Here is a 22,268-nt window from a genome sequence, read left to right as displayed (position 1 = left end):
CGCCTGTGCCGATCTTTCCTATGGTGCTCGCGAACAGGGGTTTTTTATGTTTTCAGCACTGCGCCGCACCAAATCCATCTCTCGAATTGCATTCGATCCTCCCAAGGCTTTGCCCGACCGCGAAGGCCTCGCGACTGTCCTGATCGTGCGCGACGAAGAGGCCCATATCGGCGAATGGGCGCGGTTTCACCACAAGGCCGGGGTGCGCCATTTCTATGTCTATGACAATGGCTCAACCGACGGCACCTTGGTGCAAATTGTGGCCGCTGTCGGTGTTCGGAATGTGACGGTAATCCCCTGGAATCAAAAGCTGCGCGATGGGAATTCGGGCGCGGAAATTCACAATCAAGTGCTGGCCTACGCCCATGCGGTGCGCAACTTCGGCGATCAATTCCGATGGATGGCCTTTATCGATGTCGATGAATTTCTAGTGCCGAAATCGGGTGAGACGTTGATGGAGTGTCTGGCGCATCTGGACGCCGAGGTGAACATTTCGCTGCCTTGGCATATGTTCGGACGCAACGGTTTTGAGGACGCGCCGGAGGGCGGCATCGTCGAAAATTATACCCGCCGTCACCCCGACCCGATGAGCCCCCTCAAGGGCATGTGCAATTTCAAGATGATCGTGGACCCGTGCCACGTTACCGCGATGAAAGTGCATTCCATCGAGACGGATGGCTCAAGCATGAGTGTGAACGACAGGGGCGAGAAAGCCTCTGCGTCTGATCGCAAAAAGCCGGGCTTTTATTCCGCCGATCATATCCAGCTCAACCACTATTACACCCGTTCGACTGCGGAGTTGATGGCCAAAATCACGCGCGGCTCCAACATGACCCAAGACGCAAACGACCACCTCCGCCGCGTGATGCGTAAGGTGGATCAGATCGAGGCGGAAAGCGTCGAGGATCTGGCAGCGAAACGGTGGTTTGGGGGGAGCTAGCCCTCACAAGCTTAGTGCCCGGTGGTCTTGGCGTAATGTTTGAACCACACACCCACAGCGGCATTCAGTTTTCCCCAAAAGCCGCCCGCCATACGCGCAAGTCGCAACGGGGCGGTTTTATGCGCGAAGGGGATGATCAACAAAAGAAAAACAAGCTGGATCAGCTTGCCGGGAATGCGCAGGAAAATCGTGTATCGACTAAGCGGTTTTTTCGACATGTGGCGATGAAAGCTTGTGTTGGCTTGGTCTCGCGCGCGTCGAAATTGGTAGCGTAGGCTGAGGCGATCGGTCGGGATGGTTTCATAGACATAGGCGTCTTTGATCCAACCGACGGTAAAGCCACGTTCCATCACATCCACGAGAAACTGTGTGTCCTCGCCTCCGGAAAACCGCAGCGCCTCATGGAACCAGATATTTTCATCGCGAAACAAACGGGTTTGAGCGACCCAGTTATTGGTTGCGATGACACTCCGTCCCCGGGTGTTCAGCGTCGCCGTCTCTGCTGCGGTATCAGCCCTTTTTTGATAGACTTCGGTCAAGTTTGTTAGGACGAGAGACTGCATATAGGTCAGTGGTTCGTTTTGCGGCGCGACAAGCATAGGTGCCCCCAACAGTACGGCTTCGCTTTGCCGGTAGCCTTCGATCAGTTTGACCAGCCAGTCTTTCGCGACGGCTTCGTCATCATCCACAAAGACCAAAAGATCAGCGCCTTGTGCCAGAGCCTCTTTTGCGGCGCGGTTGCGGCCGAACGGGATGCCCGCTTCGGTTTCGAGCACGTAGTCGAGCGGCACGCCGTTCGGCAAAACAGGCTGCGTCGTGACAAGTGAACGGGTTTGCGGTTGCTCGTCGTTTTCCACGATCAGACAGCGTATGTCGCAATGCGCGGGCAAATCCATCTGACCCCAGGATGTGATCAGAGCTTCCACCATATTGGGACGCCTGCGGGTGAGCGCGGCGACGGTAATGCGAAAATGTTGAGTAAGGCGATTGGGAGGCATCAGGGTCTTCTAAAGCTTGGTAGGGGCTTAGACGCTCTAGCCTGTTTGTTTCCGGAAATAAAAGCGACCTCGCGTCACCTGGGTCATTTTAGGCGAGTTTCCCCTGTTTCCTTTGCTGCCGCAAATACTGAAACAAAAAGCCCCGCCAAAAGCGGGGCTTTTCTATCTCTCGAACAGAAGAACCGATTACTCGGCGTCTTCCTCTTTCTTGATCTCTTCGCCAGTTTCCTGATCGACCATTTTCATGCCAAGGCGCACCTTGCCACGGTCGTCGAAGCCCAGAAGTTTCACGTAGACTTCCTGACCTTCTTTCAGGACATCCGACGGGTGGTTCAGGCGACGGTTCTCGATCTGAGACACGTGCACCAGACCGTCACGCTTGCCGAAGAAGTTCACGAAAGCGCCGAAATCGACGAGTTTCACGACCTTGCCTTTGTAGACCATGCCCTCTTCCGGCTCGGCCACGATGGAGTAGATCATGTCGTAGGCTTTCTGGATCGACTCACCGTTGGCGGAGGCGATTTTGATGATGCCTTCGTCGTTGATGTCGACTTTCGCGCCGGAGGTTTCGACGATCTCGCGGATCACTTTACCGCCGGAGCCGATCACTTCACGGATCTTGTCGGTCGGGATCTGCATGGTCTCGATGCGCGGAGCGTGGGCGGAGAATTCGCCAGCGCCGGACAGCGCTTTGTTCATCTCGCCGAGGATGTGCATACGGCCCTCTTTGGCCTGAGCCAGAGCTTTCTTCATGATCTCGGGCGTGATGCCTGCGACTTTGATGTCCATTTGCAGGGACGTGATGCCGTTTTCGGTACCTGCGACTTTAAAGTCCATGTCGCCGAGGTGATCCTCGTCGCCAAGAATGTCGGTCAGGATCGCGAATTCGCCATCGTCTTCGAGCACTAGACCCATGGCCACACCGGCCACAGCGGATTTGAGCGGCACGCCGGCGTCCATCATCGACAGGGAGCCGCCGCAGACGGAAGCCATCGAGGAGGAGCCGTTCGATTCGGTGATCTCCGAGACCACGCGGATCGTGTAGGGGAAGTCGGTGGCGGCGGGCAGAACGGCCTGAAGGGCGCGCCATGCCAGTTTGCCGTGACCGATTTCACGACGACCCGGGGAGCCGACACGACCCACTTCACCGACCGAGTACGGCGGGAAGTTGTAGTGCAGCAGGAAGTTGGAGCGGAAGTTGCCATGCAGCGCGTCGATGATCTGCTCATCGTCGCCGGTGCCGAGCGTGGTCACGACGAGGCCCTGAGTTTCACCGCGGGTGAACAGAGCAGAACCGTGAGTACGCGGCAGAAGACCGGTTTCGCAAACGATCGGGCGAACCTGATCGAGAGCACGGCCATCGATGCGCTTGCCTTCTTTCACGACGGTAGACCGCAGCACGTTGGATTCGAGCTTCTTGAGGGCGGAGCCGAGGTTCTCGTCTTCAAGCTGCTCTTCGGTGAGACCGGCTTTGATCGCTTCCTTGGCGGCGGCAACGGCGGCAACACGCTCTTGCTTGTCGAGGATCGAATAGGCCTCTTTCATGGAGGCTTCGCCAGCGGCTTTCACCACGTCATAGAGCGCGGAGTAATCCGGAGCGGCGAATTCGAACGGCTCTTTCGCGGACTCTTCGGCCAGATCGATGATCAGGTCGATGACCGGCTGGATTTGCTCATGAGCAAAGGTCACAGCGCCGAGCATTTCGTCCTCAGAAAGCTCGTAAGCCTCGGATTCCACCATCATAACGGCGTCTTTGGTGCCGGCGACAACGAGGTCCAGACGCTGGTCCGGGTTGTTGCGCAGCTGGTCCATGTCGTCCACGGTCGGGTTCAGGATGTATTCGCCATCCTCGAAGCCCACGCGGGCGCCAGCGATCGGACCCATGAAGGGCGCGCCGGAAATGGTCAGAGCGGCAGAGGCCGCGATCATGGCCACGATGTCCGGGTCGTTAACCAGGTCGTGCGACAGAACGGTGCACATCACCAGAACTTCGTTTTTGAAGCCGGGGACGAAAAGCGGGCGGATCGGACGGTCGATCAGACGCGCGGTGAGCGTCTCTTTTTCCGTCGGACGGGCCTCGCGTTTGAAGAAGCCACCCGGGATTTTACCGGCGGCGTAGTATTTCTCTTGGTAGTGCACGGTCAGCGGGAAGAAGTCCTGCCCCGGCTTTTGTTGCTTGGCGAAGGTGACGTTGGCCATCACGGAGGTTTCACCAAGGGTGGCGATGACGGTGCCATCGGCCTGACGGGCAACCTTGCCCGTTTCCAGAGTGAGGGTTTCTTCGCCCCACTGGATCGATTTTTTCACTTCGTTGAACATTCAGCGTATCCTGTTTGGGAGCACTCGCGAGCCCTCTCGCGTCTCCCGTTTTGCGTGGCGGCCCCATTGCCGCCGACCCCATATCTTACTTTCACAACGCCGGGGTCTTTTGCGTTACGTCTCAGATGGGGCTCGCATACAGGAAAATGCGCTCTGCGCCAAGTCGCGAGTTGTGGGTAGGGAAAATGAAACGGGCGACCCGAAGGCCGCCCGCGTGTTACGTTCTCGATGTGCAGGGATCACTCCGCAGGTGTTTCCATCGCGCGGAATTCGCCTTTGTCTTTCGTCAGGAGGCTGACGACGACAATCGCGATGGCGGAGGCGACGAAACCGGGGATGATCTCATAAAGACCCTGACCCATGAAGCTTTTGTTTAGCCCGGTGGAAATCCACAGCGCCACGGTGCCAGCCCCCACGACCAGACCCGACACGGCGCCTGCGCCGGTCATGCGTTTCCAGGTCAGAGAGAAGATCATCAGCGGACCGAACGCGGCACCGAACCCGGCCCAGGCGTTGGACACGAGGCCAAGCACGGAGCTGTCCTGATTGGAGGCGATGAGGATTGCCACGAGACCCACGAGCGCCACACTGATCCGGCCCACGTTGACCAGTTCCTGATCCGAGGCTTCGCGGCGGAAGAAGACTTTGTAGAAATCTTCGGTCAGAGAGGACGAAGACACCAGAAGTTGCGAGGATACGGTGGACATGATCGCGGCCAGAAGGGCGGCGAAAAGGAAGCCGGTGACCAGCGGGTGGAACAACAGCTCGGAGAGCACGATGAAGATCGTTTCCGGGTCCTCAAGCGTCAGACCATTGCGCTCCATGTAGGTGCGACCGAAGACGCCGACACCGATGGCGCCCACGAGCGAGATCGCCATCCAGAGCATCGCGATGTTGCGCGCGACGGGCACTTCTTTGACAGAACGCACGGCCATGAAGCGCACGATGATATGCGGCTGACCGAAATAGCCCAGACCCCAGGCGACCGTGGACAGGAAGGTCAAAAGCGTCAGGCCGTGGGTCATCGACAGGTAGTTCGGGGCCACCTCGGTCGCGAGACGTTCGGCGGCTTGTTCGACGCCATTGCCCTGACCGGTGGTGAGGATCATGATCGGCATGATGATCAAAGCGAACATCATGATGCAGCCCTGCACGAAGTCGGTGAGCGACACGGCCAAGAAGCCGCCAAACACCGTGTAGACCAGAACCACACCCAGAGTGAGGATCACGCCGGTCATGTAGGCGCCATCAAAGGCCGAGGCGAAAAGCTTGCCACCGCCGACGAGGCCCGAGGCGGTGTAGACCGCGAAGAAGAGCACGATGATCACCGCCGAGACGACGCGCAGGGTGGTGGCCGCCGTTGGGAAGCGATTGGCGAGGAATTCCGGGATGGTCAGGCTGTTGTCATAGCGTTTGGTCTGTTCACGCAGGCGCGGGGCCACCACGACCCAGTTGATGAACGCGCCGACGAAGAGCCCGATGCCGATCCAGGCCTCGATCAGGCCGGAGGCATAAAGCGCGCCGGGCAGGCCGAGCAAAAGCCAGCCGCTCATATCGGAGGCGCCAGCGGACAGGGCTGCGACGGCCGGGTGCAAATTGCGCCCGCCGAGGACATAGCCTTCGGCCGTATCTGTGGACTTGCGCCATGCGTAAAAACCGATGGCAAGCATCAGCACGAAATAGAGGATCAGACTGATCCAAACTCCCAATTCCATAACTCTTCCCCTTGTTGGAATTTTCCGGGGAAACATGCAGATGTATAATCCGGAAACAAGAAAAGACTATTTGTCAGAAAAAATAAGGACATTTGGTCATTCTTTGGTAATTTTGCTGCGTTATGATCGCAGACGAACAGTGAACATTGGGGTGTTTGACCACGCCTCATTTGCCGATGTTTTCGGTTTTCATGAGAATGTGGGCTATCGTATAGCCTCGCCAAGTCTGGGTGAGCCGGAGAATCTTTGTGATGCCAAGGACGAAGAGTGCCATCATGTACAATGCGCAACTGAAGCGCCGCCTGATCCAAGCACCGATGCTGGCTTGCGTGGCTTTGACCGTTCTTCTGATCTCTCTCGGCGTAACAGCCCATGCCAATGGTCATGAAATTGCCTCGCGCGCCGCACCTCCGAACGAAACGCTGCAGATGAGTGATGCGCGCATTCTGACGCTCGGGGATTCGATGATCGCCTGGCATTCCGTGTCGAAAAACTCGATTGCCGATGCTCTGGCCGAAAGCCTTGGCGAGCCGGTCGAAAACCGGGCCATCGGGGGCGCGCGGATCATCTACGGGCTGCCTATCACCGGGGCGATGGGGATGAAAATTTCCAAACAGTATCGCGGAGACGAAGTCGATTGGGTTGTGATCAACGGCGGTGGCAACGATCTTTGGCTGGGCTGTGGCTGTGGTGTCTGTGATCGTAAGATGGCGCGGATGATTTCGCAGGGTGGAACAAGCGGTGAAATTCCCAAGCTGGTGCACGACATTCGTAAAACGGGCGCCCGCGTGATCTATCTCGGCTATCTGCGCTCACCGGGCGTGGACTCGGTGATCGATGCCTGCCGTGCGCTGGGCGATGAGTTCGAAACCCGCCTTTCGCGCATGGCAGCCGCGCAGGATGGGGTCTATTTCCTCGATGTGTCGGGGCTTGTGCCCAATGGGGATAGGTCCTTTCACGGGGTAGACATGATCCACCCGTCGCGCAAAGCGTCCCGGATCATCGGGCAAAAGCTTTCTCACATTATTAAGACTTACGACTGATCTTTCGCGGGTTTTTCCAAGAACAGTTTGAGTGCGCGGATGTCCTGCGGCCAGCTGAGTGTTTCGAAAGGAGGCGCGGCCTGTGACGGGCTTGCGCCCCAGATAACGATGCGCGCGCCGCGTTGCTCGAGTCTGTGTCCCAGCGAGCCGGCGTTGACCTCTGAGGCGGGCAGGGCGAGAAACGCGGCCGTCACCTCCGATTGTTTCGTAATTTCCACAAGGGCCTCGCCTGGTGTTGTCGCCCATAGGATCAGCGCCTCGGGTGTGACGCTCAGCAACGCGAGCCTTAAGCTCTCCCCAAGATTCCATTCGTCACAAAGGATCAAAAAAACCGCACTTGGCGGCGTGGATTGGGCAGTTTTGCCGAACATGTCAGGAAGGTCCGTATCAGGAAATTATATCCCAGAATGAACCAAATGGCGTCTTCGCGAATTAAACTATGACATAGTGGAGTGCGAAGAATGACGACGAGTTGTAAAAATTGCCCGCTGCGCCAAAAAGAGTGTTTCTCCCCCTTCTCGGCACAGGAACTGTACTTCATGGAGGGGTTCAAAAGCGGTGAGCTGAGTGTCGATGCGAAAACCACGATTCAGATCGAAGGCGCGAAAACACCACATCTTTACACCGTGTTGAGCGGCATGGGGGTGCGCTACAAGACACTCGAGAATGGCCGCAGGCAGGTGATTAATTTCCTTATGCCTGGTGATTTTATCGGCCTTCAGGCCGGCGTCATGGGCGAGGCGGGTCATTCGGTCGAGGCAACGACCCCGATGGTGCTTTGCACCTTTCAGCGACAAGATCTTTGGCGGTTGTTTCAATCGCATCCGTCGCGGGCCTATGATCTCGTGTGGCTGGCGGCCGCAGAGGAAGCATTTCTTGGTCAAAGTCTTGCCACTGTTGGCCAGCGCACCGGGCTGGAACGCGTGGCATGGGCGCTTTTGAAACTCTACGACCGTCTGAATTACCGCGGCTTGACCAAGGGCAACAGTGTGGCCTTGCCCTTCCGTCAGCAGGACTTGGCGGATGCTTTGGGGCTCTCTCTGGTCCATACCAATAAAACGCTGAGCCAGCTTCGGTCGCGTAAGGTGGCGGATTGGACCAACGGGGCGCTGACCATTCTCGACCGAGAGAAATTGCAAAACAGTGCCATGATGGAGGTCGAAGAGATGGAACAGAGGCCGCTGATATAAAAAAAGACCCTCCGAAGAGGGCCTTTTCCTGTTCCGATCCGTCTCCCCACCGCAACAGTCGCCGTGGCCGGGGCTTCGGAGGTACTTTCGTCTTAGCGACGGATACCGAGACGCTTGATCAGGTCGAGGTAACGGGCTTCGTCTTTACCTTTGAGGTAGTCGAGAAGCTTACGACGCTGAGCCACCATCATCAAAAGACCACGACGACCGTGGTTGTCTTTTTTGTGGGTTTTGAAGTGCTCGGTGAGCGTGGAAATGCGCGAGGTCAGAATTGCGACCTGAACTTCGGGGGAACCGGTGTCACCTTCTTTGGTGGCGAATTCCTTGATCAGGCGGCTTTTCTCTTCAGCAGTGATCGACATCGGGGTCTCCTTTCGAAAACAAAGGGTTATGGCACAAGCCGGGATGTCGTCCAGCAGGGCCCTTGGAGAAATTCCCGGACTCTTTCATCCGAGAATGCGCGCGTTTAGCCGGATTCTCTGTGAAAATAAAGCATTTTCGTCGCGTGCGCCTATGTCGGGCCGCTTACTGCCCGGTCTCCACGCGCTGGGTTTCACTCATGATCTCGCCGGCCAACTGCTTGGCCCAGTCCCCGATGATGGGCACCACTTCCATCTGGTTAAGCATGTAGCCGACGATGGACACGACAATCGACGCACCCACGACCGAACCGAAGCCGAAAGCGAGCCCTCTGAGGAACTGAACCCACATCATGCGCAAATTGGAATTGTGAATGCGAATAAAACGGTGATTGTTCAGCCGCTCCAGTTCCTCTCTCAGGTCGTTGATATCCTGAGATAAAATGTCTTTTCCTTCTGACATGTCCTGCCCTTCGTTGCGGTCGCTACACTTCGGTTTACCCGAAAATTTCGGGAAATGAAAATTAACCTTTGTTAACAGCTGTTTAGATTGAATTTTTTCTATATTTTTCTTCCATTTACATCAGAAAGGTCTAAGCGTTCTGCGGGGTTTGTTCTGTTTAAGGGTATGAGCAGATGTTATGGGCTTTGGCATTGCTGGGATTGGTTCCTGCTGCATTCGCAATAACCGATTTGGCAGAGGAAAGCACTCAAGAGAGCGCTGACAACTCCGAAGAAGGTGCGGAGGATGTTACGGTGGATGAAAGCCCCGCCGGAGAGGGCAATCTTCTGGATTTCACCGGTGATGATCCTGCGGATCAAGAGGATATTCCGGTCGCCGACGAAAGCGATGACGGTCTCGGCGATGATTATGCCGTCGCGGTCGGATCCGGCGAGACTCTTTTTGCGGATTTCGTGGCCGAAGAAGATCATGTGACATTGACGCTCGATGGCGGCGACACGGGCGAATTCGTCGTCGAGCCACTGTTGGACGAGAATGGCGACGAGATCGGGACAAGCCTCTCCTATGTGACCGATGAAGACGAGACCATTCTGTCCTTCCTCGGCTATGACACCTTGCCCGTTGGCGATATTTCCGTCGAGATCATTGACCCCGAAAGCGGGGAGACGACGCTTTATGCGCTGAGCGAATTGGGGGATTTCGGCGCGATTGAACCGAATGATCCGGATGTGCCGGATGAGGCGGGTTCTGAGGGCAGCTCAGATGATGATGTATTGGCAGTCAACGATCCGGACATCCCTGGTGAGCCCGGCCCTGAAGGCAGCGCAGAGGATGACGTGTTGAGCCCGGAAGAGGAGGAAATCGTATCGACCGGCGCGCCGACAGGAGAGACGGTCGAACATATCCTCTCCGATGCGGGCGAGGCCTTTATCCTGCCGGATGACCAGATGCAGGGTGGCACGGACGCAACCCTGACATTGGATGACAACGGCCAGCCGACCATTGAGACTGAAGGCACGCTGAACATCGTAACGGGCGGTGTAGGGGACGACGTGATCGCTACCGGGGATGATGCTGCAATTGTCCATGCGGGTGCTGGCGATGACACGATCTACGGGGGAGATGGCACTGCGATCCTTTCCGGGGGCGGCGGCAACGACACGATCTATGCCGGCAATGACACCGGATCTTCCTATGTGCTGTCCGGCGATGCGGGCGCCGATACGCTCTACGGCGGCGACGGTGATGATACCATCTTGATGGATGCCGAAGACGCTGCTGCGGGTGGCGCAGGCGCTGATGAATTCTGGCTCTACTATGATGCAAACTCTGATGTCGGACATGCCGAGATCACGGACTTTTCCGGGGACGAAGACCTGCTGCGGGTGACCATCGATCCAAGCGACGGCTTTGATGGCGCGCTTGATGTCGAAGTCAGCCAGACCGCCGATGGTCTGTCCAGTCAGGTGATCGTCAACGGGGAACTTGTGGCCGTGCTCTATGGTTCGCCGGATGTGTCGCACGATGATATCGTGGTTGAGGTGAGCCCTACCGCTCTGTCTGCGGCCTGATCAGACCCAAAGCTCCGGCTGCTGGGTGTAGGCGATGTAAAGCGGATGTTTGGGATGCCCGGCTTTTGAGAGGCCAAGGTGATATAAATCCCGCCCTGTGGCCCGCAAAAGTCGCTCGACCTGCGCACCGCGGTCCAGATGCGCACCATGGGTGCCCCAGGCGCAGATGATCTGATCCGACCAGAGCGCCCAGTCATGAATGGCCTGATCGTTCTCGGGCCCGACCGGATCGCTTGCGGCCCGCATTTTCTTTGGATCGGTGTCGCGCCAGGCGAAGATATTCGTCACACAAAACGACCCGAACCCAAGCGCGCGGGCCCGCCGTTCGCAGCGCTCGACTGTGGGATCGTTCTGCACTTCAGTGGCGGTCGAGGGATTGAGCATCACAAAGAACGCCTTGCGCCCTTCCGGGTCCCATGTCCGCACCAAAGAATAACGATAGCGTTCGCAATCGGAATAAACGGCGGTCGAGGGCGCGTCGCCCTTGGTATGTGTACGGGTGATCATGCGCTTTGAATGGCCGCTCCGTTTGGGTAAATCAAGCGATCAAAGGTTGAACACCCGAGAGGGATGCAATTCGCCGCCTTTGTATTGGCCGACGGCCACAGGTTTGCCCTCGAAAGAGGCCCAGACCTCATCGCCATATTCAACACCATCTGCCGGATAGACCATGCCGGGGTTGCCGTTTCTGAGACGCGTCGCGCCTTCTGGCGTGCACACCACCTCATCAAGATCGGCCAGCCCCTCTTCGATAGGGCGCAGGAATTGGTCGATCTCTTCGCTTTTCGCGAATTCTTCGATCTTGGCCAGCGACACGCCCTCTTCGACATCCCAAGGCCCGGACCATTCCCGGCGCAGCCATTCGACGTGGCCATAGCATCCAAGCGCTTCGCCCAGATCACGGGCGATCGAGCGCACATAGCCGCCTTTGCCACAGACCATTTCCAAAATCGCGTGATCTTCGTCGACGCGCTCATGGAATTTCAATTCGTCAACGTAGAGCGGGCGGGCGGCGATCTCGAACTCTTCGTCATCACGTGCCAATTTATAGGCGCGCTGCCCGTCGATTTTCACGGCGGAGAATTTCGGCGGCACCTGCATGATGTCGCCCTCGAACTGGGCCAGAGCATCAAGGATTTGCGCATCCGTCGGGCGCGCGTCACTCTCGGAAATCACTTCGCCCTCGGCATCGTCTGTGTTCGTCGCCTGCCCGAAGCGCACGGAGAAACGGTAGCATTTCAGCGCCTCGGTGATGTAGGGCACGGTCTTCGTCGCCTCACCCAAGGCCACGGCCAAAACACCGGTCGCATCCGGGTCGAGCGTGCCCGCATGCCCCGCTTTTTGCGCATCAAACGCCCAGCGCACTTTGTTGACAACAGCGGTCGAGGTCATGCCAGCGGGCTTGTCCACAACCAACCAACCGTGAACTGCGCGCCCCTTCTTGCGTCGGGCCATTACTTTTCCTCGTCGCTGTCTGTGTCGTCTTTGTGCAGGTCGCGTTGGACGCGCTCGTCGGCAAACATCCGCCGCGTCGCGTCCATCCGGTCAAAGGTGTCATCGAGCGCAAATCGCATCTCGGGGGTGTGCTTGATGCCAAGCGCCTTGCCCATCTGATGACGAATTTCGCCTTTGTTGCGCCGCAGCGCCTCAAGCGCCTCTTCGGCATCCTTACCTCCCAGAGGCAGGATGAACGCCGTGGCCACCCGCAAATCCGGGCTCACGCGGACCTCGCCCACCGTGATCGACATCGCGGTCAGGTCGGGGTCATGAATTTCGCCACGGGTGAGAATCTCCGACAGGCGACGCCGAATGGCCTCGCCGACGCGAAGGGTGCGATGGGACCCGCCGGGGCCACTGGAATGAGAACGCTTTGCCATAAAGGCCAGATAAGCCCGAACCGCGCGCCATGCAAGCGGGCTTTGCCAAAACCCCTGCGACACGCTAAAGCTCGCGCGATAGAATTTCAGGAGACGAAAACCATGAGCGAGCTTCCCGGCATTGTCATCACCGGCGCTTCGGGCCGGATGGGCCAGATGTTGATCAAAACCGTTCTGGCCTCTGACAAATGCAAACTCGTGGGCGCCGTCGAGCGCGCGGGCAGCGATTGGATCGGTCGGGATGTCGGCGAAGCCATGGGGGGCGCGGCGCTCGGGATCACAGTCACGGATGACGCGCTAGAGGCCTTTTCCCACGCGCAGGCGGTGCTCGATTTCACTGCACCCGAGGCCACGGTTGCATTTGCAGCTCTCGCGGCGCAGGCCCGCTGTGTCCATGTGATCGGCACCACGGGCATGAGCCCCGAAGATCTCAAAAAGATCGAAGCCGCCGCGCGTCATGCCACGATCATTCGCGCGGGCAACATGTCTCTTGGTGTCAACCTTTTGACCAAGCTCACGAAAATGGTCGCGGCCGCTTTGGATGCCGATTACGACATCGAGATTATCGAGGCGCATCACAACCGCAAAGTCGATGCGCCTTCTGGCACGGCCTTGATGTTGGGCGAAGCCGCCGCTGAGGGGCGTGGTGTTAAACTCGATGAGGTGAGCGACTCGGGCCGCGATGGCATCACCGGCGCGCGCAAAAAAGGTGATATCGGCTTTTCCGCCATCCGGGGCGGCGACATCATCGGCGAGCATGACGTGATGTTCGCGGGCGAGGGGGAACGCATCATTCTGCGTCACGTCGCTTCGGATCGTTCGCTGTTCGCCAAAGGCGCCCTGAAAGCCGCGCTTTGGGGGCAGGGGCAGAAACCGGGCGAATATGATATGCTCGACGTGCTCGGCCTCTAAAACTCATCTGATCTTCATTTCAGATTAAATATTCAAAATAAAACCCGCAGGTGACTGCGGGTTTTTCTTTTAGAAATCGATGGCGAGGCCTTTTTTCTCCCAGTCGCCATAGCGCACAGGCTCTGGTCCATCGCGTCCGCCCAATTCGGTGGGCATGGCGTTCACCGCTTCTTCGCGGGCCTTGCGCCGCTCTTCCGCTTCGGCCAGCGCGCGCTGGGCGGCGGGGGGCAGGTGAGACATATCTTGTTGTTCGGGTTGCTCACTCATCGGGCGCTCCTTTCGGATGATCTTGTCCGGCTTGCCCTTGTGATATACGGGGTTGGACCATGAAAACAAGATCATCAGATGTCGCTGGGCTCATTGCCCGCCGGGCCGCTCTGGCCCTTCTGGATGCCGTGCTCGTCGAGAAGCGGCTTCTTTCCGAAGTGCTGTTGCAGCGCACCAAAGACCTTTCGCCTGAGGATCGCGCGCGCGCGCAGCGTCTGGTGACCGAGGTGTTGCGGGTCACGGATCGGTGCGATCGCATGCTTGGGCCGCATTTGTCGAAACGCCCCGCGCCACATGTGATGAATGCGCTGCGGCTCGGGGTGTTCGAGATTTGCGCGATGGATGAGGCCGCGCATGGCGTGGTGAACGCCTATGTGACGCTGATGCAGGAGCGCCCGAAATCCAGCCACTTCAAAGGGCTGGTCAACGCGGTGCTGCGCAAGATTGATGCGGACAAGGCGAAATGGGATGCTCTGCCCGCGCCGATGCTGCCGAAATGGCTGCGCAAGCCTCTGGTTGCGGATTTCGGCAAATCTGCCGTCAGCGCCATGGAGGCGGCGCAGGCCAAGGGCGCACCGCTCGATCTGACGGTGAAAAGCGATGCCGAAGGCTGGGCTGAAAAGCTTGGCGGCGAGGTTCTTCCGACCGGTTCCGTGCGGTTGGATGGCTCTGTGCAAGTCACGAGACTTGATGGATTCAAAGAGGGTGACTGGTGGGTGCAAGACGCCGCCGCCAGCTTGCCTGCCCGAATTCTGGCGCCGGAAAACGGCGCGCGCGTGCTCGATATGTGTGCCGCTCCCGGCGGCAAAACCATGCAACTCGCCGCGATGGGCGCCGAGGTCACAGCGCTCGACATTTCCGAATCGCGCATGAGCCGCGTGCAGGAAAACCTGTCCCGCTGCGGTCTCTCGGCGGAAATTTGCGTTGGCGACGCGCTGGAATATGAGGGCGGGCCGTTTGATGCGATCCTGCTCGATGCGCCTTGCACTGCGACGGGCACGATCCGGCGGCACCCCGACTTGCCACATGTGAAAGACGGATCGGATTTTCCGGGTCTTTTCGAGTTGCAGGAACATCTGATCGACCGGGCTTTGGGGATGCTCAAACCGGGCGGAAAACTGGTCTACTGCACCTGTTCTCTGTTGATTGACGAGGGCGAGGAACAAGTGCGGGACGCCATTGCGCGGCATCCGGAGCTGCGCGTCGATTTGGACGCGCTGGCGATTCCCGGTGTCGACCCCGAGTGGATCGGAGAGGAAGGTTTGCGCACACGTCCCGACTATTGGGCAGAGCGCGGCGGGATGGATGGTTTCTTTATCACGGTCCTGCGACGGGGATAACGGATCGGCATTTCCCGATGACATCCGGGGGCGTGCTCGCTATCTTCCCGAACAACGATAACGAACCGACAGGCTGGGGCAGGCAATGTCGCAAAGCGAGGATTGGCGCGCGAAGAACGTCCGCCGCATGAACAAGTATCATGCGTGGCGCGCAGCGCGTGCGACGCCCGCTTTGGGATTCGTGTCACAGCCCGAACCAAAATCCATCGGTTCTTTCGCGCGCGGCCGTCAGTTGATCGGCGGCAATTTCCTGTTTGCGGGCTTTCTGGTCGAGGCACCGAATGCCTCGATTTGGGATATCGAGGCGCCCGCGCCGGGTTTTGTCGAAGAAATTCATGGCTTTGCCTGGCTCGACGATTTGGCCGCCGTGGGCGATTATAATGCACGCCACAGGGCGCAGGACTGGATCAAGGATTGGGTTGAACGCTTTGGCGGTGGCAAAGGGCCGGGCTGGACGCCGGATCTCACGGGACGGCGGCTTATTCGCTGGATTCACCACGCGCTGTTTTTCCTCTCCGGGCAGGAGGCGGAGGTCTCGAACGCTTTCTACAAAACGCTTGGCCAACAGACGATTTTCCTGTCGCGCCGCTGGCGCACGGCCAGTCCGGGATTGCCTCGGTTCGAGGCGCTGACGGGCCTGATCTATGCAGGGCTGTCTTTGGTCGGCATGGAAGAACATGTTGCTCCCGCCGTCAAAGCACTGGCGCAAGAATGCGATGCGGAGATTGATGCGGAAGGCGGTTTGCCGACTCGCAACCCGGAGGAGTTGTTGGAGGTCTTCACGCTGTTGACCTGGGCCGCGTCGGCGCTGTCGGAGGCGGGAAAGATCGCCGAAGAATCGCATCTTGCCGCGATTGAGCGGATTGCGCCCACGCTGCGCGCGCTGCGCCACTCCGATGGTGGGTTGGCGCGGTTTCATGGCGGCGGTCGCGGGATCGAAGGGCGTCTGGACCATGCTTTGGCGAGTTCCGGCAATAAAGTGCCGCCGGGGCAAGGGCTTCACATGGGCTTCCTGCGTCTGGCGGCGGGACGGACCTCGATCATTATCGACGCCGCCACCCCGCCGAAACTTGAAGCCTCGTTCAATGCGCATGCCTCGACCTTGGCGTTTGAGCTGACCTCCGGGCGCAGGCCTTTGATTGTCAATTGCGGTGCTGGCAGCAGTTTCGGTCCGGATTGGCGCCGTGCCGGACGCGCCACGCCCTCGCATTCCACGCTAGGGATCGAAGGATTTTCGTCGTCGCGTCTGGGCGCGAAACGGATGATCGGCGGGCATCTGCGCGAATTTTTGGCTGATATTCCGACCGAAGTGCGCCTTGAGCTGCGCACCAATGACGATGGTGGCGGTTTCGTTGCGGGCCATGATGGCTATGTCAAAACCCACGGGCTCACGCATATTCGTCAGATCGAGCTGTCGAAAGACGGGCGCGGGATTGCGGGCGAGGACACTTTGGCGACGATCACCGGCGAGGACGAGCGGCAATTCGACCGGATGATGGACAAGCTCAAACTCCAGGGCATTCCCTTTCAGGTCCGGTTTCACCTTCACCCGGATGTGGACGCGGAACTGGATATGGGCGGCGCTGCGGTCTCTCTGGCGCTCAAATCCGGTGAGATTTGGGTGTTCCGCCACGACGGTCGCGCGAAATTGAGCCTGGAGAGGTCGGTTTATCTCGAAAAAAACCGATTAAAGCCGCGTGCGAGCAAACAAGTGGTTCTATCTGCGGCGGCAATGGATTATGCGACGCGTGTCCGTTGGACATTGGCCAAGGCGCAGGAGACGCCGACGACGCTCCGCGATCTTGAGATGGACGACGAGACTCTGATCTGACCGCCACAAAGATGGACTGCCACCATGACCGACCTTTATCCCGTGAAGCGCGCGCTTCTTTCCGTATCCGACAAAACCGGCCTTGTTGATCTGGGCAAGGCGCTGTCTGCCAAGGGGGTTGAACTGCTCTCCACCGGCGGGTCGGCGAAGACGCTGCGCGAGGCGGGGCTTGAGGTCAAAGACGTCTCCGAGGTCACTGGCTTCCCCGAAATGATGGACGGCCGTGTGAAGACCCTGCACCCGCGTGTGCATGGCGGTCTTCTGGCGCTGCGCGACAATGCCGAACATGTGTCTGCGATGGACGAGCACGGCATCGGTGGCATAGACTTGTTGATCGTGAATCTCTACCCGTTCGAGGCCGCTTTGGCCCGTGGCGCGGATTACGATGAGATGATCGAGAACATCGACATCGGTGGCCCGGCGATGATCCGCGCGGCGGCGAAGAACCACGGGTTCGTCACCACTGTTGTGGATGTCGAGGATTACGATGCGCTGATCGCCGAGCTTGACGCCAATGACGGTCAGACCTCCTATGCCTTCCGTCAGAAAATGGCACAGATCGCCTATGCCCGCACCGGCGCTTATGACGCCGCTGTGTCGAACTGGATGGCCTCCGCGATTGGCGAAGACGCCCCGCGTCGTCGTGTGGTCGCGGGTCAGATCAAACAGACGCTGCGCTATGGTGAAAACCCGCACCAGTCGGCGGCCTTCTATGTCGATGGCTCCGAGCGTCCGGGTGTGGCGACCGCCGTCCAGCATCAGGGCAAAGAACTGTCCTACAACAACATCAACGACACCGATGCGGCGTTTGAGCTTGTTGCCGAGTTCGACCCTGCAGAGACCCCGGCTGTAGCGATCATCAAGCACGCCAACCCCTGCGGTGTGGCCAAAGGGTCGACGCTTTTGGAAGCTTATAACAATGCTTTCGATTGTGACCGCACCTCTGCCTTCGGCGGCATTGTCGCTCTGAACCAAGTGCTCGATGCGGAAACCGCGAAAGCCATCGTTGAGATCTTTACCGAGGTCGTCATTGCCCCCGGTGCCACCGATGACGCAAAAGAGATTTTTGCCGCGAAAAAGAACCTGCGCCTGCTGACCACCGAAGGTCTGCCGAATGTCATGGAAAAACCGAACACGATCCGTCAGGTCGCGGGCGGCTATCTGTTCCAGGATAAGGATGCGGGCTTTGTCGGCATGGATGACCTGAAGGTCGTGACCGAGAAAGCGCCGACGCCGGAGCAGATGAAAGACCTTTTGTTTGCTTGGAAAGTCGCGAAACACGTCAAGTCGAACGCCATCGTCTACGTCAAAGACCAAGCCACTGTTGGCGTGGGCGCCGGGCAGATGTCGCGTCTCGATTCCGCGCTGATCGCCGCCAAGAAAGCCGAGCGTATGGCCGAGGCCATGGGCTTGCCGGAGCCGTTGACCAAAGGGTCCGCTGTGGCTTCTGACGCGTTCTTCCCCTTTGCCGACGGTCTTCTCGAAGCTGCTGCCGCTGGCGCGTCCTGCGTGATCCAGCCGGGTGGTTCGATGCGTGACCAGGAGGTGATCGACGCTGCCAATGAGGCCGGCCTCGCCATGGTCCTCACCGGCATGCGCCACTTCCGTCACTAAGGACACATCATGCGGATCACGGCACTGACAGCGCTGATCACCTTTGTGATCGACCAGCTCTCGAAATGGGCCGTGGTCCAAGTCATGAATCTCAAAGAGGTGGGGCAGATCGACGTTCTGCCCCCTTATCTCGTGTTCCATATGGCGTGGAACCGGGGCGCGAATTTCGGGCTTTTGTCCGGCCACGGAGATCTGTTGCGCTGGGGCTGGGTGGCGCTGGCGGTCGTAATTTCGATCTGGGTGTTGCTCTGGGTGCGCCGCGAACAGTTTTCCGCGCTGGGCCAAATCAGCGCCGGGCTTTTGGTTGGCGGTGCTCTGGGCAATGCCATCGACCGGATTGTTTATGACGCGGTGGCAGATTTTCTCAACATGTCTTGTTGCGGCTTTTCCAACCCCTATTCGTTCAATGTAGCCGATATTACGATTTTCGCGGGTGCCTTTGGTCTCATCCTTTTCACGGGCGAGACAAAAAACCGGACGTGACCTCCGGCTCAGTCTGGTCTAAACATGCTCTGACGCGATTTGCGGAGGAAGGTTTTCATGGTCTCGAATGTGTTCAAAACGGCTCTGTGCCTTGTGGCTTTGACCGCGCTTGTGGCCTGTGGTCAGAACAAGGAACGCGTTCCGAACCGGATCAAAACCGGCCCGGATGAGTTTTCGATCCTGCCCTCGAAGCCTTTGCAGGAACCAACCAATTATAGCGCTTTGCCCGCACCGACGCCGGGTGGAACGAATTTGACCGATCCGACGCCCAAGGCGGATGTCATTGTTGCATTGGGCGGGCGTGTGCCGACCGGCGGCGTTGACGGCGGCATCGTATCCTATGCTTCGCGCTATGGTGTCGATCCCGCGATCCGCGCGGAGCTTGCCGAGGCAGATGAGGGTCGTCGCACTGGTCGAGGCAAGTATGAGCGCGCCTACAAGCGCCTTGCGCTCGACCCCTATGAGGAGTGGCTGCGTCTGCGCGCGCTTGGCGTCGATGTGCCGACAGCCCCCGAAAAGTGAGCGGATCGCGGCGCTTCACGTCCGCGTCAACCCGGTTGTGCTGGCCTCGGCTTTTGCGCACACTTGCCGCGTAAATTGACCTGACGCACAAAGGTGCTTTCATGAGATATGGACTGGCGGCGGCACTTGTTGCGCTTGCATCTCCCGTAGTGACCCCGGCCCAAGCGGCCGATGTGAGCCATTATACCCTGGACAATGGCATGGAGGTCGTCGTGTTGGAGGACCACCGCGCCCCCGTGGTGGCTCACACGGTATGGTATAAAATCGGCGCCGCAGATGAGCCCGCGGGCAAAAGCGGCATCGCGCATTTTCTTGAGCATCTGATGTTCAAGGGCACGGACGATTTGGACTCTGGCGAGCTGTCGGAAACCGTGACGCGCAATGGCGGGTCGGACAATGCCTTCACCTCTTGGGATTATACCGCCTACTATCAAAGGGTTGCGGCGGATCGTCTGCCTTTGATGATGGAAATGGAAGCAGATCGGATGCGCGATCTGGAGATGACCGAAGACGATGTGAAAACTGAACGTCAGGTCATTCTCGAGGAGCGCAATCAACGCGTTGACAACGATCCCGGTGCTCTGTTCCGCGAACAAACCCGTGCGGCGCAGTATCTGAACCATCCTTACGGCGTCCCGATCATCGGCTGGCGTCAGGAGATGGAGCAGCTTTCGCGCGACGATGCTTTCAACTTTTACAACCGCTATTACGCGCCCAATAATGCGATTCTCGTGGTCGCCGGTGACGTCGATCCCGAAGAGGTTCTTGATCTTGCCAAGACCTACTACGGCCCTGTCGCGCCCTCACCCGATCTCACCCCGCGTCTGCGTCCGCAGGAGCCGCCACAACTGGCGGAGCGGCGCATGACCATGAGCGATCCGCGCGTGGCGCAGCCCTCAATCAGTCGCACCTATCTGGCTCCGGAACGCGATCCGGGCGATCAGGAAAAAGCAGCCGCGCTGCAAATTCTGGCCGAGCTTTTGGGCGGCAATTCCACGACCTCCTATCTGGCCCGCAACCTGTCCTTTACCGATCCCAAGGCGATCTATGTCGGCGCCTATTACGATGGCACGTCGATCGACGACGCCACTTTTGGCCTTATCATGGTGCCGAGCCCCGACGTGTCGATGGAGGAGGCCGAAACCGCGCTCGACGCGACGCTCGCGCAGTTTCTGAAAGACGGCGTCGATCTCGCGGAATTCGAGCGGCTGCAAACCCAGCTGCGTGCCAGCCGGATCTATGCGGAGGACAATATCGAGGGCCTCGCCCGTCAATATGGTCAGGAACTGGCCATAGGCCTGTCGCTCGACGACATCGAAGCCTGGCCGGATATTTTGCAAGCGGTGACGCCCGACGATGTGATGGCCGCCGCCCATGAGGTGTTCGACCGCCGCCATGCCGTCACCGGCTGGCTCATGCCCGCGACTTCTGAAGGAGCCGAAGGATGAAACATATTCTGAGTGCAATCGTTGCGGTGCTTTGGCTGAGCCTGCCCGCGCAGGCCGCCGTCGAGGTGCAGACCGTGGAAACGCCGGGTGGCATTAACGCGTGGTTGGTCGAGGAACACTCCATCCCCTTCACCGCGCTGGAGATTCGCTTTCAGGGCGGCACGGCGTTGGATCGTCCTGGCAAACGCGGTGAGACAAATCTGATGATGGCGACGCTCGAAGAAGGCGCGGGCGAATTGGATGCACAGGGCTTTGCCGAGGCGCGTGACGCGTTGGCTGCGAGTTTCAAATTCGACGCCTATATGGACTCGGTGACCATCTCGGCCCGCTTTTTGACCGAGAATCGCGACGAGGCGATGGCGCTATTGCGCACCGCCTTGATGGAGCCGCGCTTCGATCAGGAGGCCGTGGATCGCGTGCGCGGTCAGGTCCAGTCGATCCTGCGCAGTGCGGACACCGATCCGGGCGATATCGCCTCGAAAATGTTCTACAAACAGGCCTTCGGCGATCACCCCTATGGCAGCGACGACAATGGCACAGCCGAGAGCGTGGCCGGTCTGACCCGTGACGATATGTTCCTCGCGAAAGACCGCGTGATGACCCGTGATCGTCTCTATGTCGGCGCCGTCGGGGATATTTCTGCCGAGGAACTTGCGACGCTTTTGGACGATCTTTTGGGTGATTTGCCGGAGAGCGGTTCGGAGCTGCCGGAACGCGTCGAACCTGCGCTGGCTGGTGGTGTTACGGTCGTGCCTTTTGACACGCCGCAATCGGTGGTGATGTTTGGGCAAAAGGGCATCACGCGCGATGACCCGGATTTCATCCCGGCCTATATCGCGAATGAGGTGCTGGGCGGTCACGGTGAATCGCGGCTGATGGATGAGGTGCGCGAAAAGCGCGGCCTGACCTATGGCATCGGCTCGTATCTCGTGCCGTTCGATCACTCCGAATTGGTCATGGGTCAGTTTTCTTCCGGCAATGCCGTGGTGGCCGAGGCGATTGATGTGGTCAAAGACGAATGGGCGAAGTTCGCTGAGACGGGGCTGACCGCCGAAGAGTTGGAAATGGTGAAAACCTATCTCACCGGCGCCTATGCGTTGCGGTTTGATGGAAACGGTCCGATCGCCCGCATTCTCGTGGGTATGCAGATGGATGGGCTTTCGCCGGACTACATCACCACGCGCAATGAGATGATCGATGAGGTGACGCTCGAGCAGATCAACGCGGTGATCAAGCGACTTTATGACCCTGAAAACCTGTCTTTTGTGGTGGTTGGTAGCCCCGAAGGTCTGGCGACCAACTAAAAGCGACGCGCTCTGAAACCGCTCGATTTGCCCGGATTTCATCATGGTCGAATCGGGCGGTGTCATGCTACG

General features: G+C 58.7%; 22 protein-coding genes. 12 read left to right on the top strand and 10 right to left on the bottom strand.

Features of this window, described 5'->3' with window-relative positions; genetic code table 11:
* Window positions 1-46: 46 nt before the first annotated feature.
* Window positions 47-940, top strand: coding sequence for a glycosyltransferase family 92 protein (locus tag J5Y17_RS00205; RefSeq protein ID WP_219783201.1), 894 nt, complete (start codon window positions 47-49; stop codon window positions 938-940).
* An 11-nt stretch (window positions 941-951) separates the two neighbouring features.
* Here the strand turns inward: J5Y17_RS00205 and J5Y17_RS00200 are convergent, their stop codons facing one another.
* From J5Y17_RS00200 to putP, 3 genes are all read right to left on the bottom strand, one after another.
* Window positions 952-1,869 (bottom strand): glycosyltransferase family 2 protein, encoded by a 918-nt coding sequence (locus J5Y17_RS00200; RefSeq protein WP_219783200.1) that lies wholly within the window; start codon window positions 1,867-1,869, stop codon window positions 952-954.
* A 255-nt stretch (window positions 1,870-2,124) separates the two neighbouring features.
* The gene (gene pnp / locus J5Y17_RS00195; protein ID WP_219783199.1) at window positions 2,125-4,257 is read right to left on the bottom strand and encodes a polyribonucleotide nucleotidyltransferase; all 2,133 of its coding nucleotides are present in this window, start codon (window positions 4,255-4,257) and stop codon (window positions 2,125-2,127) included.
* A 239-nt stretch (window positions 4,258-4,496) separates the two neighbouring features.
* Window positions 4,497-5,972, bottom strand: coding sequence for a sodium/proline symporter PutP (gene putP, locus J5Y17_RS00190; RefSeq protein ID WP_219783198.1), 1,476 nt, complete (start codon window positions 5,970-5,972; stop codon window positions 4,497-4,499).
* 275 nt (window positions 5,973-6,247) lie between these two features.
* Here putP and J5Y17_RS00185 point away from each other — a divergent pair, with 275 nt between their 5' ends.
* A complete protein-coding gene (locus J5Y17_RS00185; RefSeq protein ID WP_255571761.1) occupies window positions 6,248-7,015 on the top strand; it encodes an SGNH/GDSL hydrolase family protein in 768 nt (255 codons plus the stop codon).
* Here the strand turns inward: J5Y17_RS00185 and J5Y17_RS00180 are convergent.
* Window positions 7,006-7,386: a hypothetical protein gene (locus J5Y17_RS00180; protein ID WP_219783197.1), complete on the bottom strand. Its 381-nt coding sequence runs from the start codon at window positions 7,384-7,386 to the stop codon at window positions 7,006-7,008. The genes J5Y17_RS00185 and J5Y17_RS00180 overlap by 10 nt on opposite strands.
* Before the next feature lie 90 nt (window positions 7,387-7,476).
* On the opposite strand from J5Y17_RS00180, the gene J5Y17_RS00175 reads away from it, so the two are divergent.
* The gene (locus J5Y17_RS00175) at window positions 7,477-8,205 is read left to right on the top strand and encodes a Crp/Fnr family transcriptional regulator (RefSeq protein ID WP_219783196.1); all 729 of its coding nucleotides are present in this window, start codon (window positions 7,477-7,479) and stop codon (window positions 8,203-8,205) included.
* A 92-nt stretch (window positions 8,206-8,297) separates the two neighbouring features.
* Here J5Y17_RS00175 and rpsO read toward each other — a convergent pair whose 3' ends face one another.
* Both rpsO and J5Y17_RS00165 read right to left on the bottom strand, forming a co-directional pair.
* Window positions 8,298-8,567, bottom strand: a complete 270-nt coding sequence (rpsO, locus tag J5Y17_RS00170; protein ID WP_167601341.1) for a 30S ribosomal protein S15 — start codon at window positions 8,565-8,567, stop codon at window positions 8,298-8,300.
* A gap of 163 nt (window positions 8,568-8,730) precedes the next feature.
* Window positions 8,731-9,027 carry a DUF5665 domain-containing protein gene (locus J5Y17_RS00165; RefSeq protein ID WP_219783195.1) on the bottom strand — a complete coding sequence of 99 codons (297 nt, stop codon included), beginning with the start codon at window positions 9,025-9,027 and terminating at the stop codon, window positions 8,731-8,733.
* A gap of 293 nt (window positions 9,028-9,320) precedes the next feature.
* On the opposite strand from J5Y17_RS00165, the gene J5Y17_RS19285 reads away from it, so the two are divergent.
* Window positions 9,321-10,598 (top strand): hypothetical protein, encoded by a 1,278-nt coding sequence (locus J5Y17_RS19285; RefSeq protein WP_219783194.1) that lies wholly within the window; start codon window positions 9,321-9,323, stop codon window positions 10,596-10,598.
* Here the strand turns inward: J5Y17_RS19285 and J5Y17_RS00155 are convergent, their stop codons facing one another.
* The 3 genes from J5Y17_RS00155 to rbfA are packed head-to-tail and all read right to left on the bottom strand — an operon-like array spanning window position 10,599 to window position 12,475.
* Window positions 10,599-11,105, bottom strand: a complete 507-nt coding sequence (locus J5Y17_RS00155; RefSeq protein ID WP_219783193.1) for a DUF1643 domain-containing protein — start codon at window positions 11,103-11,105, stop codon at window positions 10,599-10,601.
* Window positions 11,106-11,144: 39 nt separating this feature from the next.
* A complete protein-coding gene (gene truB / locus J5Y17_RS00150; RefSeq protein WP_219783192.1) occupies window positions 11,145-12,053 on the bottom strand; it encodes a tRNA pseudouridine(55) synthase TruB in 909 nt (302 codons plus the stop codon).
* Window positions 12,053-12,475: a 30S ribosome-binding factor RbfA gene (rbfA, locus tag J5Y17_RS00145; protein WP_219783191.1), complete on the bottom strand. Its 423-nt coding sequence runs from the start codon at window positions 12,473-12,475 to the stop codon at window positions 12,053-12,055. Before rbfA ends, truB begins: the two co-directional genes overlap by 1 nt.
* 102 nt (window positions 12,476-12,577) lie before the next feature.
* On the opposite strand from rbfA, the gene dapB reads away from it, so the two are divergent.
* Complete coding sequence (gene dapB, locus J5Y17_RS00140; protein ID WP_219783190.1) at window positions 12,578-13,387, top strand: 4-hydroxy-tetrahydrodipicolinate reductase; 810 nt, start codon at window positions 12,578-12,580, stop codon at window positions 13,385-13,387.
* Window positions 13,388-13,456: 69 nt separating this feature from the next.
* Here dapB and J5Y17_RS00135 read toward each other — a convergent pair whose 3' ends face one another.
* Window positions 13,457-13,654 carry a DUF1674 domain-containing protein gene (locus J5Y17_RS00135; protein WP_219783189.1) on the bottom strand — a complete coding sequence of 66 codons (198 nt, stop codon included), beginning with the start codon at window positions 13,652-13,654 and terminating at the stop codon, window positions 13,457-13,459.
* A 59-nt stretch (window positions 13,655-13,713) separates the two neighbouring features.
* Between J5Y17_RS00135 and J5Y17_RS00130 the strand changes: the two genes are divergently transcribed.
* The 7 genes from J5Y17_RS00130 to J5Y17_RS00100 all read left to right on the top strand — a co-directional run bounded on the left by J5Y17_RS00130 (window position 13,714) and on the right by J5Y17_RS00100 (window position 22,196).
* Entirely contained in the window at window positions 13,714-14,994 is a 1,281-nt protein-coding gene (locus tag J5Y17_RS00130; RefSeq protein ID WP_219783188.1) for an RsmB/NOP family class I SAM-dependent RNA methyltransferase, read from the top strand.
* 127 nt (window positions 14,995-15,121) lie between these two features.
* Window positions 15,122-16,825, top strand: a complete 1,704-nt coding sequence (locus tag J5Y17_RS00125; RefSeq protein ID WP_255571760.1) for a heparinase II/III family protein — start codon at window positions 15,122-15,124, stop codon at window positions 16,823-16,825.
* A 24-nt stretch (window positions 16,826-16,849) separates the two neighbouring features.
* Window positions 16,850-18,439: a bifunctional phosphoribosylaminoimidazolecarboxamide formyltransferase/IMP cyclohydrolase gene (gene purH / locus J5Y17_RS00120; protein ID WP_219783186.1), complete on the top strand. Its 1,590-nt coding sequence runs from the start codon at window positions 16,850-16,852 to the stop codon at window positions 18,437-18,439.
* A 9-nt stretch (window positions 18,440-18,448) separates the two neighbouring features.
* The gene (gene lspA, locus J5Y17_RS00115; RefSeq protein ID WP_219783185.1) at window positions 18,449-18,922 is read left to right on the top strand and encodes a signal peptidase II; all 474 of its coding nucleotides are present in this window, start codon (window positions 18,449-18,451) and stop codon (window positions 18,920-18,922) included.
* A 57-nt stretch (window positions 18,923-18,979) separates the two neighbouring features.
* Window positions 18,980-19,444 carry a DUF3035 domain-containing protein gene (locus J5Y17_RS00110; RefSeq protein ID WP_219783184.1) on the top strand — a complete coding sequence of 155 codons (465 nt, stop codon included), beginning with the start codon at window positions 18,980-18,982 and terminating at the stop codon, window positions 19,442-19,444.
* A gap of 101 nt (window positions 19,445-19,545) precedes the next feature.
* Window positions 19,546-20,892, top strand: a complete 1,347-nt coding sequence (locus J5Y17_RS00105; RefSeq protein ID WP_219783183.1) for a pitrilysin family protein — start codon at window positions 19,546-19,548, stop codon at window positions 20,890-20,892.
* On the top strand, window positions 20,889-22,196 hold the full coding sequence (locus J5Y17_RS00100) for a pitrilysin family protein (protein WP_219783182.1): 1,308 nt from the start codon (window positions 20,889-20,891) through the stop codon (window positions 22,194-22,196). Before J5Y17_RS00105 ends, J5Y17_RS00100 begins: the two co-directional genes overlap by 4 nt.
* Window positions 22,197-22,268: the final 72 nt, after the last annotated feature.

Origin of the sequence: Celeribacter sp. PS-C1, from assembly GCF_019429625.1 — a bacterium.
Classification (GTDB): domain Bacteria; phylum Pseudomonadota; class Alphaproteobacteria; order Rhodobacterales; family Rhodobacteraceae; genus Celeribacter.
Note: the sequence above shows the minus strand (reverse complement) of the source record. Positions and strands in the feature narration are given on the sequence as shown.